Here is a 16,824-nt window from a genome sequence, read left to right as displayed (position 1 = left end):
TCAGTTCTCCTCCTCCGTCCGTCCACCGTCGGACGTTACGTCCGACGAAGCCTCGTTCGCTTCGCTCACAAGACCACCATCGGGCCTCATGACCCGTCCGCCGTCGACCGCCGTGTCCGGCGAGCCGAACTCGGGGTAGGTGTCCACGCCGTGTTCGGAGACGTCGAGCCCCTCGAGTTCGTGCTCGCGGGAGACCCGGATCTGGCCGAGTGCCTTCAGGACCAGGAACACCGCGGCCGTGGCCGCGATGGTCCAGCCGGCGATGACCGCGACGCCGACGACCTGCGAGACGAAGCTCACGCCCGCACCCGGAACGGTGAAGATCGGGATGCCCACCAGCAGGGCCCCGAGGACGCCCGCGCTCCCGTGGACCGGGAACACCGCACAGACGTCGTCGATCTTGAGGTACTCCTCGACCAGACCGAAGACGATCGGGAGCTGTGCGCCGGCGAGGCCGCCGATGACCAGCGCCGCCCACCACGTGATCAGATCCGTGTTCGAGGTGATGCCCACGAGCCCCGCGAGCATCCCGTTGGCGACGTAGAGCGTGTCGACCTTGCCGGTCTTGAACAGTGAGAGCGCCCCCGCACCGATCGCGCCCGCGGCCATCCCCAGGGTGGTGGTCAGCGCGACGCGGCCGACGTACTCGAAGGAGGCCAGCCCGGAGGCGTCGGCCGAGAGCGGGGCCGCGGCCGTTCCGACGTTGAACCCGTACCAGCCGAAGCACAGTATGAGCGTCCCCAGCACCGCGAACGTGATCGAGTGGCCGGGGATGACGTTGATCGAGCCGTCGTCGTTGAACCGGTCGAGCCGGGGGCCGACGATGGCCGCCGCGGTCAGGCCGGCGATGCCGCCCATCCCGTGGACGATCATCCCGCCCGCGAAGTCGGTGAACCCGAACGCGGAGAGGAATCCGCCCGCCCACGTCAGACCGGTGACGACCGGGTAGATGACCCCCGCGAGGATCACCGTGTAGGTGACGTACGCGCGGAGCTTCATCCGTCCCGCGACGGCCCCGGAGACGATGGTCGCCGCCGTCATGGCGAACACCGCCCCGAACAGCCAGGAGACCCAGCTCAGCGTCGACTCCGGGCTGAAGATGGCGAACAGCGAGTAGGATCCGCCGCCGGTCACCCCAGCGGTGATCGCCTCGACCGTCGCCCCGATCAGGAAGAACACGATGACCCCCACCGACCAGGTGAGCATGTTCTTCGTCAGCTGGTTCGCGACGTTCTTCGAGCGCACCTGCCCCGCCTCCAGCATGGCGAAGCCGGCGTGCATGAAGAAGATCAGGAACGTCACGGTCAGTACCCAGACGGTGTTGACGGCGGTCGCCACCGACGCCGGATCCGCCTGGAGCGGGAGGAGGCTCACGCCACACCCCCGTCCGTCCCCGAACGAACGTCCACATTCGATTCGTATTCCACCATGTTCGTACTCCGAATCACGCGAGAACGTGATGGAACTCCCCTACATAAAGGTTGCAGTTTCGAGCGTCCAGATATCGACCCCTACAGTAGACGAACGTCCCGAATTGGGTAGTATAATAGCTGTATAAGGTAATCTATCGTCCAGTAACCGAGCGGCTGCCGGCCGCGGTTTCGAACGAACGTCCACACCGATCGCGTGTTCACGACGGGATATCGGCGTCTCGGGCCGCTACGCGCCCATCGGTGGCCCTTTGGAGGTGATCCGCACGGGCCGGGCGAGGGCAATCACGGGGCGCGATCCGCGAAAACATCCGCCAGAGGCCCTGTGAGGCCCGGTACCGTCTATACTCCATTCGAATGGACGTTCGTCAACCGGTATGGTTCTCGTTAGCATCCGGTGGAAAATAAACGCGCGGCGGACGACGTGGACACATCCCACACACCCTCCCTCCGGCGGTCAGCCGAGCAGCCGCGTGAACTCGTACTCGCAGGCCGTCCGGAGCACGACGTTCGCCGTCGCGGCCGCCACCCGGTCGTCGGTCGAGAGCCCGGCGAGGAACCCGTTGAGCTCGCCGAGGTCGTCGAACCGGGCGATCAGGAGCGCGTTGTACGGCCCCGTCGTCTCGTAGGCATCGGTCACGTGCTCGGCGTGGTCGGTGATCACGTCGTCGACGTCGTCGCGGACGCGCAACCGGACCACGACCGTCTCCATCCCCAGGGCCTCGTAGTCAAGCGCCGGGACGTATCCGTCGACCCGGCCCTCGCGTTCGAGTTCGAGGACCCGTTCCCCCGGCGTCCAGCCCTCCCCGCGGGCGATCGACCGGTCCGGGGCCCCGGACACGGGTCAGACCGCCTCGGTTCCGGTGGCTCCGGTCCGTATCTGGTAGGCGGACTCGACGGGCAAAACGAAGATCTTCCCGTCACCGGGCTCGCCGGTCTTGCCCCCTTCGGCGATGGCTTCGACGACGTCCTCGGCGGGGATATCCGCGACAACGGTCTCGACCTTCGTCTTCTGGTGGAGGTCGACCGTGTACTCTTCGCCGCGGTACTGGCCCTTGCGGGCGGGCTGTGAGCCCCGACCCGAGACGCTCGTCACCGTCAACGATGGCGCGCCGATATCGGCGAGCGCCCGCTTCACGTCGCCGAGCCTGTCCGGACGGATGTACGCCATCACGAGCTTCACGCCGCCGTCGTTCGGCGCGTCCGCGTCACTCATCGGTCTCACCCCCGTCCGTGCGGACCTGCCGGCCGCCGTCGGCCAGCGCCCCCTCGCCGCCGGTGTCGGCGGTGAACTCGGGGTAGGCGGACATGCCGTGCTCGCCCTGGTCGAGGCCGAGCTCCTCCTCCTCGTCCGACACCCGGAGCCCGACGACCGCGTCGATGACGTACATCGCGACGATCGTCGTCAGGACCGTCCAGGTGCCGATGATCACCGACCCCGCGACCTGCATGATCAGCTGGGCGACCGAGAAGCCCGCGACGTCGAAGAACGGGATCAGGATCGTGCCGATGAATCCGGCCGAGCCGTGGACGGCGAAGACGCCACAGACGTCGTCGATGTTCAGCGAGTCGACGACCCACCGGTAGACCAGCGGGGTCTGGACCCCGCCGATGATCCCGATGACCAGCGCACCCCACCAGGTGACGTGCGCACACGCACCGGTGATGGCGACGAGGCCCGCGAGCAGGCCGTTCGCGCCGAACAGTGGGTCCGGCTTGCCCTCCCAGACCGCGGTGACGGCCGTGGAGGCGACCATGCCGGCACCCATCGCCAGCGTCGTGTTCAGGGCGACACGGCCGAGCGCCGCGCCCATGAACTCCCCGTCGGTCGTCAGGACCGTCGCCTGCGTGCCGACGTTGAACCCATACCAGCCGAAGGCGAGGATCAGCGTCCCGATCACAGCGAACAGGACGCTGTGGCCGGGGATCGGCCGGGCGTTCCCGTGCTCGTCGAACCGGCCCTTGCGCGGGCCGACCATGTACGCCGCGGTCAGCCCCGCGATACCCCCGAGGGCGTGGACCACGGTCGCGCCCGCGAAGTCCTTGTAGCCGACCCCGAGGATCCCCCCGAGGTAGCCCGACGAGCCCAGGAGCCCGCCGCCCCACGCGAACCCGGCGATCACGGGGTAGATGAACACCGTGATGACCAGCGCGTAGATGATATACGCGGAGAACTTGATCCGCTCCGCCACGGCCCCGGAGACGATGGTCGCCGCCGTCATGGCGAACACCGCCCCGAACAGCCAGCCGATCCACGCCGTCGGGTCGTTGATGTACCCGAACGCACCCCCGATGTCGAGGGCGGTCCCCGGCGCGGTCAGCTGCGCGGCGATGGTCGACACCGCCGCGCCGGCCAGGAAGAAGATCAGCACCCCGGCCGACCAGTCCCACATGTTCTTCATCACGACGTTGCCCGCGTTCTTCGCGCGGACCTGCCCGGCCTCCAGCAGCGCGAACCCGGGCTGCATGAAGAAGATCAGGAAACAGACCACCAGCACCCACACGTTGTTGACGCTGCTGGCGATGGCAGTGACGTCGGCCTGCAAGGGGATCGGCCCTATCATCCTACGATCATCCCCGCCGACCGGCCTCCAGTTTTGTTTTCTCCCTCTTCTACCCCGATTTTTACCGTGTTCGTTTCGCGAATCACGCCCGAGGGTCAACTACAGACAGTATATAAACGTACGGGAAGGAAGCGTTCACTTACCGACCGATATAGTGGACAAACACGCCATCTTTGGTAGTATAATAACTGTTTAATGCCCTCTATCGTCCAGGTCTGTTGAGTATCTCGGGCAACATTCCGGACGAACGGCCACCCGTTCCGTGGCCGCCGGGGTGGTCCGTGCCCGCCGCGATGGGCGCGCGGGGGGCCTCGGCAAAGCTTGCGATCGGGAGGGAGTCGCCAAAACGACATCTGAGACGTCCAGAAGCGGTATCGGGCTACGAACAGTCATCTCTCGGGTGGCGTCGACGCACCTGGACGAACGTCCACCCCGTCGAGCCGGAGCACCCCGCTCAGAGCCGGTCGGCGACGTCCTCGGCGAAGTAGGTGACGATCAGGTCCGCGCCGGCCCGCTTTATCGACAGCAGCGACTCGTAGGCCGCCGATTCGAGGTCGAGCCACCCCTTCTCGGCCGCGGCGTGGACCATCGCGTACTCGCCGCTGACGTTGTACGCCGCGACGGGGTGGTCGAACGCCTCCCGGACCCGACGGACCACGTCGAGGTAGGCGAGCGCCGGCTTGACCAGCAGCACGTCCGCACCCTGCTCAACGTCGAGGCGGACCTCGCGCATCGCCTCGCGGCCGTTCGCGGGGTCCATCTGGTAGTGCCGCCGGTCGCCGAACGCGGGCGCGCCGTCGGCGGCGTCTCGGAACGGGCCGTAGAACGCCGACCCGAACTTCGCGGCGTAGGACATCACGGGGACGTCCTCGAAGCCGGCCTCGTCGAGCCCCGAGCGGACGGCCCCGACCATCCCGTCGGTCATGCTCGACGGCGCGACCATGTCCGCGCCCGCGCTCGCGTGTGAGACGGCCGTTCGGGCCAGGTTCGACAGCGTCGGGTCGTTGGCGACGGTCATCCGCGAGTCCACCGAGTGGGCGTCGGACCCGTGTCGCTCCTCACCGCCGAGCCGCTCCCAGCCCTCGCGGGCGTCGGCCGCGAGCACCCCGCAGTGGCCGTGGTCCGTGTACTCACAGAAACAGACGTCCGTGATGACGTAGGCGTCGGTCTCCCCGGTTATCCGGCGGGTGGCCCGCTGGACGACGCCGTCCTCGGCCCAGGCGCGGCTCCCCACCTCGTCCTTGGAATCGGGGATGCCGAACAGCATCACCGCCTCCACCCCCGTCTCCATCACCTCCCGGACCCGCGGGACCGCCTCCTCGACGGGGACGCGCTCGTGACCCGGCATCGAGGGGATGGGGACGCGCTCGTCCGTCGTCGCGTCCACGAACACCGGCGCGACGAGGTCCGAAGCGCTGACCGTCGTCTCGCGGAGGAGACCCCTGACGCCGTCGGCGCGCAGCCGCCGTGGACGCGACGTGAGGTCGAACTCCATACCGAACACTCGGCCGTCGCCGCTCAAAGGCTTCTCGTTTCCGTCCGGGACGCTCGCGCACCGGGCGGGGACGGGGATGGGATCGACCGGGGCTCGCCCGGGCCGCTCCCGGACGGGTCCGCGACGGGGAGGATCGAACGGGCGAGCGTCCCGTCCCACAACGCCTATGTCCCGGCGGTTCCGACCGCCGGCGATGACGGAGGTCGAGAGTCGGGGGCCGTTCCGCCGTTTCCTCTCCGATTACGGCCTCATCCTCGTCGCCGGGGTCGCGCTCGCCGCGGCCGGCGTCGCGGTCGGCCTGTTCCTCCTCGGCGACGAGGCGCTCGTCCGCTCGCTGCTCGACCGCTACGGGCTCCTCGCGCTGTTCGCCATCCTGATCCTCGAAGGAGCGATGCTGCTCTACTTCGCGCCGAGCGAGGCGCTCGTCCCCGCCGGGGTGGCGCTGCTCGCGTCCTCCACGGTCGAGGTCGCGGTCGTGATACTCGTCGCGGTCGCCGGGGCCACGGTGGGACAGTTCGCGCTGTTCACCTTCGCGAAGCGCGGCGGACGGGAGTATCTCCTCTCGAAGCCGTGGTTCCGGGTGAGTGAGGACCGCCTCGACCGGTTCGATCGGTGGTTCGACCGCTGGGGGCCGCTCGTCGTCCCCGTCTCGAACGCGCTGCTGTTCACGCGGGGGATGCTCACCGTCCCGGCGGGGCTGGCCGAGATGGAGGACTGGCAGTTCGTCGTCCTCTCGGCGCTCGGCTCGCTCGTCTTTCAGACCTGGCTGGCGCTGGTCGCGCTCGGCCTGCTCGGTCGGCTCTGAGCGTACCGGGAGCGGGCTGGCTGGCGAATCCGACGGCGAACAGTACGAAAGTTTCACCTTCCGGGAAGCGAACCGTTCGGTAGACCCGTACGGCGGGGGACCTGACCACGCATGCTCCCGAGTTCCTGGAAACGAGACATCGCCAGCGGTCTCATCGTCCTCGTCCCGCTGCTGGTGACCGCCTACATCGTGGCGTTCATCTACCAGGCGCTCGCCCGCCTCCCGTTCCCACAGGGCACCTTCGAGAACCAGCCCATCGCCCGCGTGCTCATCACCATCGTCGTGTTCGCGCTGCTCGTCCTCTCGGTCGGCTATCTGATGCGGACGACGCTGGGCGACCTCGTCGAGGAGGGGCTCGACGCGATCATGAACCGACTCCCCGGCCTCCGGGTCGTCTACAACGCCTCGAAGATGGCCGTCGAGACCGCCGTCTCCGGGACCGAGGAGCTCCAGGCCCCCGTGAAGCTCGAGACCTGGCAGGGGCTCCGGATGACCGCGTTCAAGACCGGCAAGCAGACCAAGGACGGCCGCGACGTCCTCTTTCTCCCCACCTCCCCGAACATCACCACCGGGTTCGTCATCGAGGTCGAACCCGAGGACTACACGGTCACCGACGAGAGCGTCGAGGACGCGCTCACGCGCGTCCTCTCGGCCGGCTTCGGCGAGTCGAAGGGACCCAAGGGAATCCCCATCGACGTGATCACCGAGGGCGGCGACGACGGCGACGAATCGGAGGACGGGCGGAAGGCCCCCGCGACCGACGACGACTGATACGGACGGTTGTAACGATTTACCGGTGACCGCCGACCCCGTCCGGGCGGTCACCGGTAAAAGACTACAACCGTCCGTATGATCCCTCGATCCCCGAGAACCGGTCGGCTACTCGTAGGGCCAGTTCGGGTCGCGGGCCTCGTCGGGGTCGCGCGTTCGCTCGACCGCCTCCGGCGTGACGGCCCCGAGCTCGCGGAAGTTCCGGCGTGCCTCCCGGAGCGAGAGGTGGTTGTACTCGCTCTCGTAGTCCGGGGCGTAGAACGCCACCAGGTCGTCGAGCCAGTAACACACCGGACAGACCTCGTAGGACCCGGGCGTGTCCGGCGCGAGGGTGCGGTAGCCACAGCAGGGACAGAACCCGCGCTCGCGGGAGACCGGGCTGTCGTCGCGGTAGCCGCGGGGGTCGCCGGTCGACACGGGCCGACACACGCGTGCGAGCCACAAAGCCCTGCGGGAGTCGGCGGGCCACGCCGACTCGTCCGTTACCTGGCGAGCGCCGTCGTTACGCCTCGTCTTCCTCGTTTTCCTCGACGCGCCCGGCGTGTTCCTCGAGGTCGGCCGCGAGCGTCCGGGCCTGTTCTGCGGTGAGGGTGACGCTGTCCGCGTGGGCCGGGAGGTGTTCGAGTTCCGTGTTGTCGAGTTCCAGCTGGAGGGAGACGTGGTCCGGGTCCCGTCGAGGGGAGGTGACGTTCAGCGTCGCGTAGGCCCGCTCCTCGAAGTCGTGGGCCTCCGCGCGGCCGTCGAGCAGGTCGAGCGTCGTGTAGGCGTTCACCTTCATGATGCGGTCGGGCATGGTCGTCGAGAGGGAAGCGCCGAACTTGGGGGTGTTGGTGGGGGGTGGACAGGACGCCCGGTCGGGGCTCGCCGGGCCCGGCGCGTTCAAGTGTCCCGAGCCCAACGGACGGGCAGACCGTGTCCCCCACGCTCGATTCGCCGGTCGGGATCGGCGGTCTCACGCTCGACAATCGCCTCTACCGGGCCCCCCTGCTCGAACACGCGGGGGAGGACCCAGACGCCACGGACCGGCTCGTCGCCGAACTGGAGCCCGCGGCCGAGAGCGGTGCCGGGCTCGTCATGCAGGGGGCGACGCCCGTGCGCGGCCGGGAGGGTCGGGCCGCCCCCGGGATGACCGGGTTCGACGATCCCAACAGAATCGCGTCGATGCGGGCGCTCACCGACGCGATCCACGATCACGGTGGACGGATCTTCTGCCAGCTCGCCCACGGCGGGCTCCGGTCGATGGAGGTGTGGCACCGCGCGTACAGGGAGGAGCACGAAATCGTCCAGCGAACCGTCTCGGCCCCACCGTGGCCGCTCCGGGCCGCCGAGGCGCTAGGGTTCCTCTCCCTCGATGCCCGCCCGCTCTCCACCCGCGAAGTGTACGACCTCGCCGAGGACTTCGGGGTCGCGGCCGAGCGCGCGGTCGACGCCGGCTACGACGGCGTCCATCTCGCCGGCGCGACCATGGGGATCTTCCAGCAGTTCCTCTCACCATTTTATAACGACCGTGACGACGAGTTCGGCGGTTCGCTCCGGAACCGGGTCCGGTTCTTCGAGGTGGTCCACGACGCGATCCGCGACGGGGTGGGCGCGGAGGTCCCCGTGGTGACGAAGGTGCCCGCCGAGACGCGGACGCCGTGGTGGATACGCGAACATCTCACGCTGGAGGAGGGCGTCCGTGCCGCGGAGCGGCTCGCGGACGCCGGCTACGACGCGCTCGTTCCGGTCACCGAGTCCCCGTTCTGGGACCACTCCATCATCCGCGGGGCGTTCCCCGAGCGGGCCTGGGACGACGAGCGGTTCGTCGAGGGGTACGAGGCGGCGTTCGGCGGTCCCCTCCGCGCCCGTCTCGTGAGGCTGGCCTCCCGGATCGACGCCCGCGGGAACGGGTTCGAGCCGGCGTGGAACGCGGACTTCTGCCGGCAGGTCCGGCGGCGGGTCGACGTCCCGGTCCTCTGCGTCGGCGGCCTGCGCGAGCGCGACCGGATGGACCGCCTCCTCGGGGACGCCTGCGACATGGTCGGGGTCGGCCGGCCGTTCTACGCCGAGCCGCGGCTGGCCGCACGGCTCCTCTCGACCCCGGGATCGGCGGTCGTCTGCGAGAACTGCAACAACTGCGTCGTCCCGCAGGCCGCCGGCGAGGTGGGCGTGTGTCGCACACCCGAGGTGCTTCGCGAACGGGGTCGGCTGGAGAAGGCCGGCGCGTACGACGCGGGCGAGGACTGATACGAACGGTTGTAGTCTTTTGCCGGTGAGCACCGACACCACCGGGCGACCGACGGTAAATCGGTACGCACGACCGTATCAGTCCACGCCGGACTGGAGGTTCTCGAGGAGCTTCCCGACGAACAGACCCGCCCGCGGCGAGAGCCCGCCCTCGACGGCGGTCGCCGGCATCGCCTGGAGGATCCGAACGAACCGCTCGTCGTGCTCCATCGCCTCGACGATGTCGCGGACGTCGACCGTGAGCCCCTCGTCGGAGGTGTCGAGGTCGGGGTAGCGCTCGTGGTGCCAGTCGGTGTACTCGATCGTCCAGGCGGGACCGCCGACCGCCTCGACGACGGCGTCGAAGTCGGCGACCGACAGCAGGCCGTCGCGGGTCTGGACGCGGACGCGACCCTCCTCGACGACGGTGGCGAACCTCGCGCCGTCGTCTGCGCGGCTGGTCGGCCGTCGAACCATGCGTGTACCGACGCGATACAGCCTGATAACAGTACTCCCGGCTCGGACCCCGAGCCGCTCGCGGGGCCGCTGTGGTCCGTCAACGGCGGTCGGAGCTCCGCCCGACTGGTCGCCGGTACGTCGGTACGACCGTTCGTATCAGTCGTCCTGCTCGCTCGCCGGACCGGGGCCGACGCCCGTCATGATCGCCTGCCGGCCGGCCGACGCCGCCGGTCCGAGCGGACCCGGCGGCGTCATGATCATCTCCGCCTCTTCCTCCTCGTCCCCGGTTCGGCTCGCCACACTCCCGGAAACCTTCCCCGCCGTGGAGAAGCCACCGGCGACGACGACGAGTAGCGAGCGGAGGACGGCCCCACGGATCGTCATCGTTCCTCCGCCGTCGGTGCCGTCGCGTTCCCCACGTGCTCCCCAGGCATCACGTCCGGGGCAACGAACCCCAGTATATAAAGTCCGAGTGACGAATCGAGACGTGAGTCGTCCGCCCCCGTCGGCGATCACCCCCGGTCCGCGAGGTCGGCGGCGGCCCCCCACGAGGGGTCCGCGTCGGGCGCTTCGGCCCGCTCGCCGTCGACGTAGACCCCCTCACCCTCCGTGACCCGGCCGACGACAGCGGCGGGCGTCCCGCGCGCTTCGAGGGCCTCGACGACCGCCGCCGCGTCGTCCGGGGCGACGGCCACGAGGAGCGTCCCACAGCTGGTCACCTGCCAGGGGTCGACGTCCACGGCACCGCAGACCGCCTCGACGCCGGGGGCGAGCGGCACGCTCGCACGCTCGACATCGAACCGGACGCCGGCCCCGGCGGCCATCTCGTTTAGCCCCCCGACGACGCCCCCCTCCGTGGCGTCGTGCATCGCGGTGACCTCGCCCGCCTCGAAGGCGGTCCGCGCGTCCCGGACGGCCTCGATGTCGTCGAGGCGCTCGCGGGCCGTCGCCAGCGTCGGCTCGGGGAGGCCGAGCCGGTCGCCGTACAGGGTCGAGAACAGCCCCGCGACCTCCGCCGCGGGTCCCGTCGAGACGACGAGCGCGTCACCCGGTCGAGCGCCGTCCGGGCGGACGAGGTCCTCGAACGACCCGACGCCGAACCCCGTCGCGCCCCCGACCCAGGTGTAGTCGACGCCCGAGTACCGGGCCGTGTGGCCGGTGACGACGCTCACTCCGAGGTCGCGACAGTGCCCGGCCATTCCCCGCCAGGTCGTCGCGAGCTCCTCGTCGGTCATCTCGGGGGGGAGTGAGAGGCTCACCGCGAGGTGGCTGGGTGCGACCCCCGAGACGGCGACGTCGGCCAGCACGATGTCGACGGCGAGGCGACCGGCCCGCTCGAACCCGAGCTCCGGGACGACCGAGACGGGATCGGTCGCGGTCACGAGCGCCCGACCGCCGACGTCGAGCACGCCGAAGTCGACGCCGTGGGACGGACCGACCGCCACGTCCTCGCGCGCCGCGCCGAGGTTCGGCCGGATGACCCGTTCGAAGAACGACCGGTCGATCTTCCCGAGTTCGCCCATGTCCGCGCTGCGTGGCCGGCCGTGAAGTATCCCCCGTCGCGTCGGTCGACCGGGAGAGTTCGGGGTCGGGTGGTGGGGGACCCCGGCCGGCCCGGGCCGGGTTGGGCACTCGACTCGTCGAATAGTTTTTAATCGCTATCAGATTAAGCCGATCCAATGGGCGAGGTGAGCGTGTCGCTGGAGAACGACGACTGGACGAACGTGGGGGAGGTCCACGCCGCGGGACGGGCCTTCTACGGCGGCGACCTCCTCGACACCGGGGGGCTGGTGGACCTGTTCGACGGGGCGACCGAGCGGGAGTGTGTCCGGCGCGCGTCGGAACTGAACGGGCTGTTCTCGGTCGTCCGCGAGGGGGGGGACGAGGCGCTGGTCGTCTCCGACCGCATCGGGAGCCGGGCGCTGTTCTACACCACCGGGGATCCGGTTCGCGTGAGCGATCACTTCGGGGAGCTTGGATCGGCCACGGGGGGTGGGGTCCCCGAGGACCGCGAACTCGAGTTCCGGATGGCGACGTACGTCTCGGGTGAGGAGACGCTCGATCCCTCGATCCGGAAGACACGGCCGGGATCGATCGTCCGTCTCGACGCCGGGGGAGCCATCTCGCGGCGGCAGTACTACGCGTTCAGGGACGACCCGAGGCCCGACCGCTACGGGACCGACCAGTACGCGGCGTGGAAGGACGCCCTCGATCGGGCGTTCGAACGGGTCGCGACTGTCGCCGACGGCCGCCAGATAGTGATGGGGCTCTCGGGGGGACACGACTCCAGGCTGGTCGTGACGATGCTGGATCGAATGGACTACGACGACGTCGTCCTGTTCACGTACTCGAACATCCAGGACGCGGATTACGACCTCGAGGTCGCCGGGGACGTGATCGACGACGTCGGGTTCGACTGGTTCGAGATCCCGCTGACCGGGGAGGACGTCCGGGCGGGCCACCGATCGGCGCTCTGGGAGGACATCGTCCGGGGGCTCGGTCGGAGCGGGATGTCGCACACCCACCCGGTGGAGATAGCGATCCAGGAGGGGTTGCAGGGGGCCGACGCGGTCGACGGCGACGCGCTCCGGCTCCACGGTCACCAGCTGTTCGGCGCGGGGTCGTACGTCCCCCGCCGGCTGCTCGACCGGGACGGCCCGGCCGACCTCGATTCCGTCGTCGACGCCGTGTACGACCGGCACTACCGACAGTACGGCTTCGACCGGTCGGCAGTGGAGACGGTCAAGGGTCGTATCGCGCGGAGCGTGCGCGACGACGACGGACCGGTGGACGGCTCGTTCGAGACCGTCGAGCGGTGGTACTGGCGCGAGCGGATACCGAACTTCCTCTCCATGCGGGCGCTCGTCAGGATGGAGTTCGACGTGTGGTTCCCGCTGATGGACGCCGAACTCCTCGACTTCTGGAACGGCGTCTCGAGACGGGACAGGTACGGCAAGCGCCTCTACGAGCGCTGGGTCGACGACCTCTACCGGGAGACCTACGGCCGGCGTCGGGTGACATCCTCGGAGCTGAAACGGGCCGAACGCAGGGAGCAGGCGTCCGGCCTCGAACGGCTCGTCCTGGCGCTCCGTGACACCCCGCTCGAAGCGCACCTCAGAGAGTCGAGGCTACGGCCGTACGCGAGGGCACTCGCGCGGCGACTCCGGGACGGCAGCGACGATCCCGCCGAGATCCACCGCCGTGACCCGTTGCTCGCGTTCGTCGACCGCGAGCGGTTCGAGCGGACGTACACCGGCTCGGAGGGACCCCGGTACGTCCTCGCGGACGAGATACTCCGGACGCCGGACGGGTCGGCGGGGGAGACGCGTCGGGAGCGCGTCGAGGGACGGGTCGAAGACCGGTAACTAGCTCCGGCTGGCGGCCCCGCGGACAGCGAGCGCCGGGGTCGGATCTACCCGGACTGTCCGACCGGGGGCGACCGACTGGCGACGAGCACCATCAGTACCCCGCCCGCGCCCCCGACGGCGGCGGCCCCGAGGCCGGCGATCTGGACCGCCGACTCGAGCCCGACCCGCGGCGTCGCGACGGCGATGACTCCGCCCATGAGTACGGGCGTGGCTGTCGCGACTACCCGTCCGAAGGCCTCCGCGAGGCTCACGAGGCTGCCGCGCAGCGATCCCCCGGTGAGCCCGGTGATGATGCTGCGGTAGAGCGCGAGCGCGAGGCCGAACCCCGTTCCCGCGACGGCGATGCCCAGACCGGCCACGGGGAGCGACGTGGCGAGGAGGAAGAGGGCGAACCCCGCGCCGAGACAGACGTTCGCGGCGACGAGCGGGTAGCGCCGGCTGTCGAAGGTGGCGGTGACGCGCCCCGCCTGGCTCGCGGCCGTGGCGTACGCGAGGCTCCCGACCGCGACCAGCATCCCGGCCTGGGTCGGCGTCCCGTCCAGGAACCGAATGACGACGATCGAGTTGTAGGTGACGAACCCGATCCAGACCGTCAGCGGCAGGCCGCGGGCGAGGACCAGCGCGGCCACGCGGCGCTGGCGGACGAGGCCGAGGAGCGCGCGGAGCCGCGAACGCTCGTCCCCGAGTCCCCCGTCGGTCGCCCGGGGGTCACGTTCACCGTCGGAGTCCGAGCCGGGATCCGTCGGCTCCTCGAACCTGAGCGCGACGACGGCCGCGACGGGCAGGGCCAGCGCGTAGATCAGGAACGGGTACTGCCACGCGACGGCGACCAGCGCACCCGAGAGGAGGGGGAAGACCGTCTGGGTCAGCCCGGAGCCGGTGAAGCGTATCCCCTGTGCCGTCGCCTCGGCGTTCCCCGTGTAGAGGTCTCCGAGACTCGTGATGATGACGGGCGTGATCCCTCCGAACGCCACCCCCTGGAGAGTGCGGAGCGCGAGCGCTACGCGGTAGTCAGTGGTGAACGCGATGGCCGACCCCGTGAGGCCGAACAGCACGAGCGCGGCGACCAGGATCGGCTTGCGACCGTAGCGGTCCGAGAACGCCCCCGCGATCGGGATGACGACGATGGCCGGCGCGGTGAAGACGGACATCAGCAGCCCGATGTCGGCCGTGGAGGTCCCGAACGGTTCGATGAGCGAGTCGAGGATGGGCGAGAGCAGTGCGCTCCCGAGCGGCGGGAGGACGTTCGCCAGCAGCAGGGTCTGGAAGTCGCGGTGACGGATCACCGACGCGTCGTCACCGAACAGCGCTTCGAGCTGGGCCAAGGTGTATCCGTTCGGAGTGCCGACGGAGGGCTACAAAGTCGTGTCCCTCCGCGGCAATTTCGCCGCCCGCGGACGACGGCGACAGCCCGCGGAGGGCCGGAGGGGAGTACCCCTGCTCAGCCGTCGCTCGGAGGGCCCCGATCGGGACGAGGCGGGGCGGACTCGCCGGCGCTCCGGAGGGGCGGGAGCCGCCGGACCGTCACGGAACGGTCGGCGAGGGCGTGGACGACGAGCGCGGGGAGGACGACCAGCGCCAGCGGGACCAGCGCGAGCGCCGCGACGACGCCGAACAGGAGCGGGTCGGAGAGCAGGCCGGCGGCCAGCCAGAGCACCACGAGCGTGGCACCGGCGGCCTCGAGGTAGGCGAGTGGGTTCATCTCGTATCACCGGGGGTGACCCCGTGTCTACCCGTAGACCCCCCGGCACCAAAAGTATAATCTGAAATACATTTCTGTAGGGTGTCTTACTGAAATCCGTTTCAGTAGCGAGCCGGTGCACGGGATAGACGGGGAGGGCGGCCGTCGAAGGCGTTACCCCGAGGGGTCCGTACGGGCGTACGTGAACGATTTCGATCCCGAGCGGTTCGAGGAGAAGTACGTCCACTACATGGACGAGCTACAGACGGCCTACCGGAACGCGTTCGAGGACCTGCACGGTCGGTACGACTCGCGCGTCCTCCAGGCGATCGACCGCCAGGTGCTCGACGGGAGCGAGCCGTTTTACGAGGGCGACGGCGAGTTCCGCGTCGAACTGCCCGAGGAGCCCCGCGAGCGGGTCGGTTCCCTCCCCGTCGACGACGAGACGTTCGAGGACGTCCTGACCGAGTTCACCGATCGGATCGAACTCGAACTGAGCCGCGTCTTCGGGTTCGAGTCCGACGAGTAACCCTCGGAACGGCGAGCGTCGTCCGCACCCACGGCGGGACCTGGATCAGTTGCCGTCAGCCCCGATGGACGCCTCGTCGTCCGCGAACACCTCGCGTGCGACGTCGGCCACCCGCAGGCCGTCGAAGCGGTCGAGGAGTGGGCGGTCGTCGGAAGCGTCGTGATCTCCCGGCACGACCGGGGCTGTCGGGCGGCGGCGATAAGTCCTCGCGGTACCCGCTCACCCGGTCCGGGTCAGCCTCGCCGCGAGCAGGACGCAGCAGGCGCCGACGATCCCGAGCGCACCGAACGCCCGGAAGGCGGGGGCGTAGCTCCCGGCGGCCTCGAACCAGAAGCCGGCGAGCGGCGGCGCGAGGAGGCCGGTGAGGGCGAAGGCGAGCGACGCCGCCCCGAACACGGTGCTCAGCCCCTCGTTGCCGAACAGATCCGCGAGGACGGGGGAGAGCAGGCCGCCGGTACCGCTGTAGCCGACGGCGAAGACGACGACGCCCGCGAGGAACGTACCGGGGGTCGTGGCGAGCGGGAGCGCGAGCAGCGCCGCACCGATGAGGCCCGCGCTCGCCACGAAGGTGGTGACGCGGCCGATCCGGTCCGAGAGCGCCCCGACACCGAGTCGCGCGAGGACGATCGTGATCCCGAGGACGGTGATGGCAAACACGCCGGTCGACCGGCCGAAGCCGGCGTCGGTCGAGTAGGGGACGACGTGGCTCACCAGCACGTAGATGGGCGCGTAGGCGAACGTCCAGCCGACGAAGACGAGCAGGAACGGTACCGATCGGAGCGTCCCCCGCGTCCCGTCGGTGATGCCCGGCGAGGACGGAGCGGTCCCGACGCCGCCCTCGAACTCGACGGCGGGGTCGGCCCCCACGTCGGCGTGGCGGTCGGCGAACAGCAGGACGACGGCCAGCGCGAGGAAGCCGGCCCCGCCGGCGACCGCGAGCAGGGCACTGCGCCAGCCGACGGTCGTGATGAGCCGGTCCGCGACCCCCGGGAGGGTGACGAGGCCGATACCGGTCCCCGCCGCGGCGAGGGCCGAGGCCGTCCCGCGCCGTCGCTCGAACCAGCGCGGGACGGTCGCGTAGCCGACGACGTAGAGCCCGGCCATCCCGAGCCCCCCGAGCACGCCGAAGGCGACGAGGAGTTCGAGGTACGAGCGCGCGAGCGCCGCCCACCCGAGGCCGACCACGAGCACGATGCCCGAGACGGCGGCGACGCGCCGCCCGCCGTAGCGGTCGGTCGCCCGGCCGGCCGCGACGCCGCCGACGTAGATGAGCGCGGTCTGGAGCCCGAAGACGAACGCCAGCGGTCCCCGGCCGACGCCGAACTGCTCGACGAGCGAGTCGTAGAAGACGCTGAACGTGTAGCTCGTCCCGTAGACGGCCATCGCCGCGAGCAGACAGGCCCCGACGACGACCCAGCCGTAGTAGACCCGACCGGCGAGCCGACGGCGGAGGGCGGGGACCATGTGATCGGAGAGGCCTCGCCCCGCCGCCTGAAGCTTGCGCTTCCGTCCGTGCT

Annotated in this window: 19 protein-coding genes; 5 read left to right on the top strand and 14 right to left on the bottom strand. The window is 70.0% G+C overall.

What is annotated here, in order from left to right:
* The 5 genes from WDJ58_RS04870 to hemB form a co-directional block, all read right to left on the bottom strand.
* A complete protein-coding gene (locus tag WDJ58_RS04870) occupies positions 1-1,374 on the bottom strand; it encodes an ammonium transporter (protein WP_338916507.1) in 1,374 nt (457 codons plus the stop codon).
* A gap of 513 nt (positions 1,375-1,887) precedes the next feature.
* Positions 1,888-2,271, bottom strand: a complete 384-nt coding sequence (locus WDJ58_RS04865; RefSeq protein WP_338916506.1) for an Lrp/AsnC family transcriptional regulator — start codon at positions 2,269-2,271, stop codon at positions 1,888-1,890.
* Between the two features lie 3 nt (positions 2,272-2,274).
* Positions 2,275-2,646 carry a P-II family nitrogen regulator gene (locus WDJ58_RS04860; RefSeq protein ID WP_338916505.1) on the bottom strand — a complete coding sequence of 124 codons (372 nt, stop codon included), beginning with the start codon at positions 2,644-2,646 and terminating at the stop codon, positions 2,275-2,277.
* Positions 2,639-3,994 carry an ammonium transporter gene (locus WDJ58_RS04855; protein ID WP_338916504.1) on the bottom strand — a complete coding sequence of 452 codons (1,356 nt, stop codon included), beginning with the start codon at positions 3,992-3,994 and terminating at the stop codon, positions 2,639-2,641. The genes WDJ58_RS04860 and WDJ58_RS04855 overlap by 8 nt, the downstream gene beginning before the upstream one ends.
* Before the next feature lie 454 nt (positions 3,995-4,448).
* Positions 4,449-5,489 (bottom strand): porphobilinogen synthase, encoded by a 1,041-nt coding sequence (hemB, locus tag WDJ58_RS04850; RefSeq protein WP_338916503.1) that lies wholly within the window; start codon positions 5,487-5,489, stop codon positions 4,449-4,451.
* Positions 5,490-5,682: 193 nt separating this feature from the next.
* Between hemB and WDJ58_RS04845 the strand changes: the two genes are divergently transcribed.
* Together WDJ58_RS04845 and WDJ58_RS04840 are read left to right on the top strand one after the other, a co-directional pair.
* The gene (locus WDJ58_RS04845; RefSeq protein ID WP_338916502.1) at positions 5,683-6,294 is read left to right on the top strand and encodes a DedA family protein; all 612 of its coding nucleotides are present in this window, start codon (positions 5,683-5,685) and stop codon (positions 6,292-6,294) included.
* Positions 6,295-6,405: 111 nt separating this feature from the next.
* Positions 6,406-7,065, top strand: a complete 660-nt coding sequence (locus WDJ58_RS04840; RefSeq protein ID WP_338916501.1) for a DUF502 domain-containing protein — start codon at positions 6,406-6,408, stop codon at positions 7,063-7,065.
* A 108-nt stretch (positions 7,066-7,173) separates the two neighbouring features.
* Here the strand turns inward: WDJ58_RS04840 and WDJ58_RS04835 are convergent, their stop codons facing one another.
* Both WDJ58_RS04835 and WDJ58_RS04830 read right to left on the bottom strand, forming a co-directional pair.
* Positions 7,174-7,482 (bottom strand): CPCC family cysteine-rich protein, encoded by a 309-nt coding sequence (locus WDJ58_RS04835; RefSeq protein ID WP_338916500.1) that lies wholly within the window; start codon positions 7,480-7,482, stop codon positions 7,174-7,176.
* Between the two features lie 85 nt (positions 7,483-7,567).
* A complete protein-coding gene (locus WDJ58_RS04830) occupies positions 7,568-7,858 on the bottom strand; it encodes a DUF6360 family protein (RefSeq protein WP_338916499.1) in 291 nt (96 codons plus the stop codon).
* A gap of 119 nt (positions 7,859-7,977) precedes the next feature.
* Here WDJ58_RS04830 and WDJ58_RS04825 point away from each other — a divergent pair, with 119 nt between their 5' ends.
* Entirely contained in the window at positions 7,978-9,291 is a 1,314-nt protein-coding gene (locus WDJ58_RS04825; RefSeq protein WP_338916497.1) for an NADH:flavin oxidoreductase, read from the top strand.
* Between the two features lie 78 nt (positions 9,292-9,369).
* Here WDJ58_RS04825 and WDJ58_RS04820 read toward each other — a convergent pair whose 3' ends face one another.
* The 3 genes from WDJ58_RS04820 to WDJ58_RS04810 all read right to left on the bottom strand — a co-directional run bounded on the left by WDJ58_RS04820 (position 9,370) and on the right by WDJ58_RS04810 (position 11,252).
* The gene (locus WDJ58_RS04820; protein WP_338916496.1) at positions 9,370-9,747 is read right to left on the bottom strand and encodes a hypothetical protein; all 378 of its coding nucleotides are present in this window, start codon (positions 9,745-9,747) and stop codon (positions 9,370-9,372) included.
* Between the two features lie 138 nt (positions 9,748-9,885).
* On the bottom strand, positions 9,886-10,113 hold the full coding sequence (locus tag WDJ58_RS04815; protein WP_338916495.1) for a hypothetical protein: 228 nt from the start codon (positions 10,111-10,113) through the stop codon (positions 9,886-9,888).
* A gap of 128 nt (positions 10,114-10,241) precedes the next feature.
* Complete coding sequence (locus WDJ58_RS04810; protein ID WP_338916494.1) at positions 10,242-11,252, bottom strand: AIR synthase family protein; 1,011 nt, start codon at positions 11,250-11,252, stop codon at positions 10,242-10,244.
* A gap of 156 nt (positions 11,253-11,408) precedes the next feature.
* On the opposite strand from WDJ58_RS04810, the gene WDJ58_RS04805 reads away from it, so the two are divergent.
* Positions 11,409-13,094 carry a hypothetical protein gene (locus WDJ58_RS04805; RefSeq protein ID WP_338916493.1) on the top strand — a complete coding sequence of 562 codons (1,686 nt, stop codon included), beginning with the start codon at positions 11,409-11,411 and terminating at the stop codon, positions 13,092-13,094.
* 47 nt (positions 13,095-13,141) lie between these two features.
* Here the strand turns inward: WDJ58_RS04805 and WDJ58_RS04800 are convergent, their stop codons facing one another.
* Positions 13,142-14,422 carry an MFS transporter gene (locus WDJ58_RS04800; RefSeq protein ID WP_338916492.1) on the bottom strand — a complete coding sequence of 427 codons (1,281 nt, stop codon included), beginning with the start codon at positions 14,420-14,422 and terminating at the stop codon, positions 13,142-13,144.
* Positions 14,423-14,538: 116 nt separating this feature from the next.
* Positions 14,539-14,799 carry a hypothetical protein gene (locus WDJ58_RS04795; RefSeq protein WP_338916491.1) on the bottom strand — a complete coding sequence of 87 codons (261 nt, stop codon included), beginning with the start codon at positions 14,797-14,799 and terminating at the stop codon, positions 14,539-14,541.
* A 181-nt stretch (positions 14,800-14,980) separates the two neighbouring features.
* Between WDJ58_RS04795 and WDJ58_RS04790 the strand changes: the two genes are divergently transcribed.
* Positions 14,981-15,307: a DUF5783 family protein gene (locus tag WDJ58_RS04790; RefSeq protein WP_338916490.1), complete on the top strand. Its 327-nt coding sequence runs from the start codon at positions 14,981-14,983 to the stop codon at positions 15,305-15,307.
* Between the two features lie 45 nt (positions 15,308-15,352).
* On the opposite strand, the gene WDJ58_RS04785 is transcribed toward WDJ58_RS04790, so the two are convergent.
* Positions 15,353-15,481, bottom strand: a complete 129-nt coding sequence (locus WDJ58_RS04785) for a hypothetical protein (protein ID WP_338916489.1) — start codon at positions 15,479-15,481, stop codon at positions 15,353-15,355.
* 45 nt (positions 15,482-15,526) lie between these two features.
* Positions 15,527-16,771, bottom strand: a complete 1,245-nt coding sequence (locus tag WDJ58_RS04780; RefSeq protein WP_338916488.1) for an MFS transporter — start codon at positions 16,769-16,771, stop codon at positions 15,527-15,529.
* Between the last annotated feature and the right edge of the window lie 53 nt (positions 16,772-16,824).

Origin of the sequence: Salinirubellus litoreus (assembly GCF_037335815.1) — an archaeon.
GTDB classification, from domain to species: Archaea; Halobacteriota; Halobacteria; order Halobacteriales; family Haloarculaceae; genus Salinirubellus; species Salinirubellus litoreus.
Note: the sequence above shows the minus strand (reverse complement) of the source record. Positions and strands in the feature narration are given on the sequence as shown.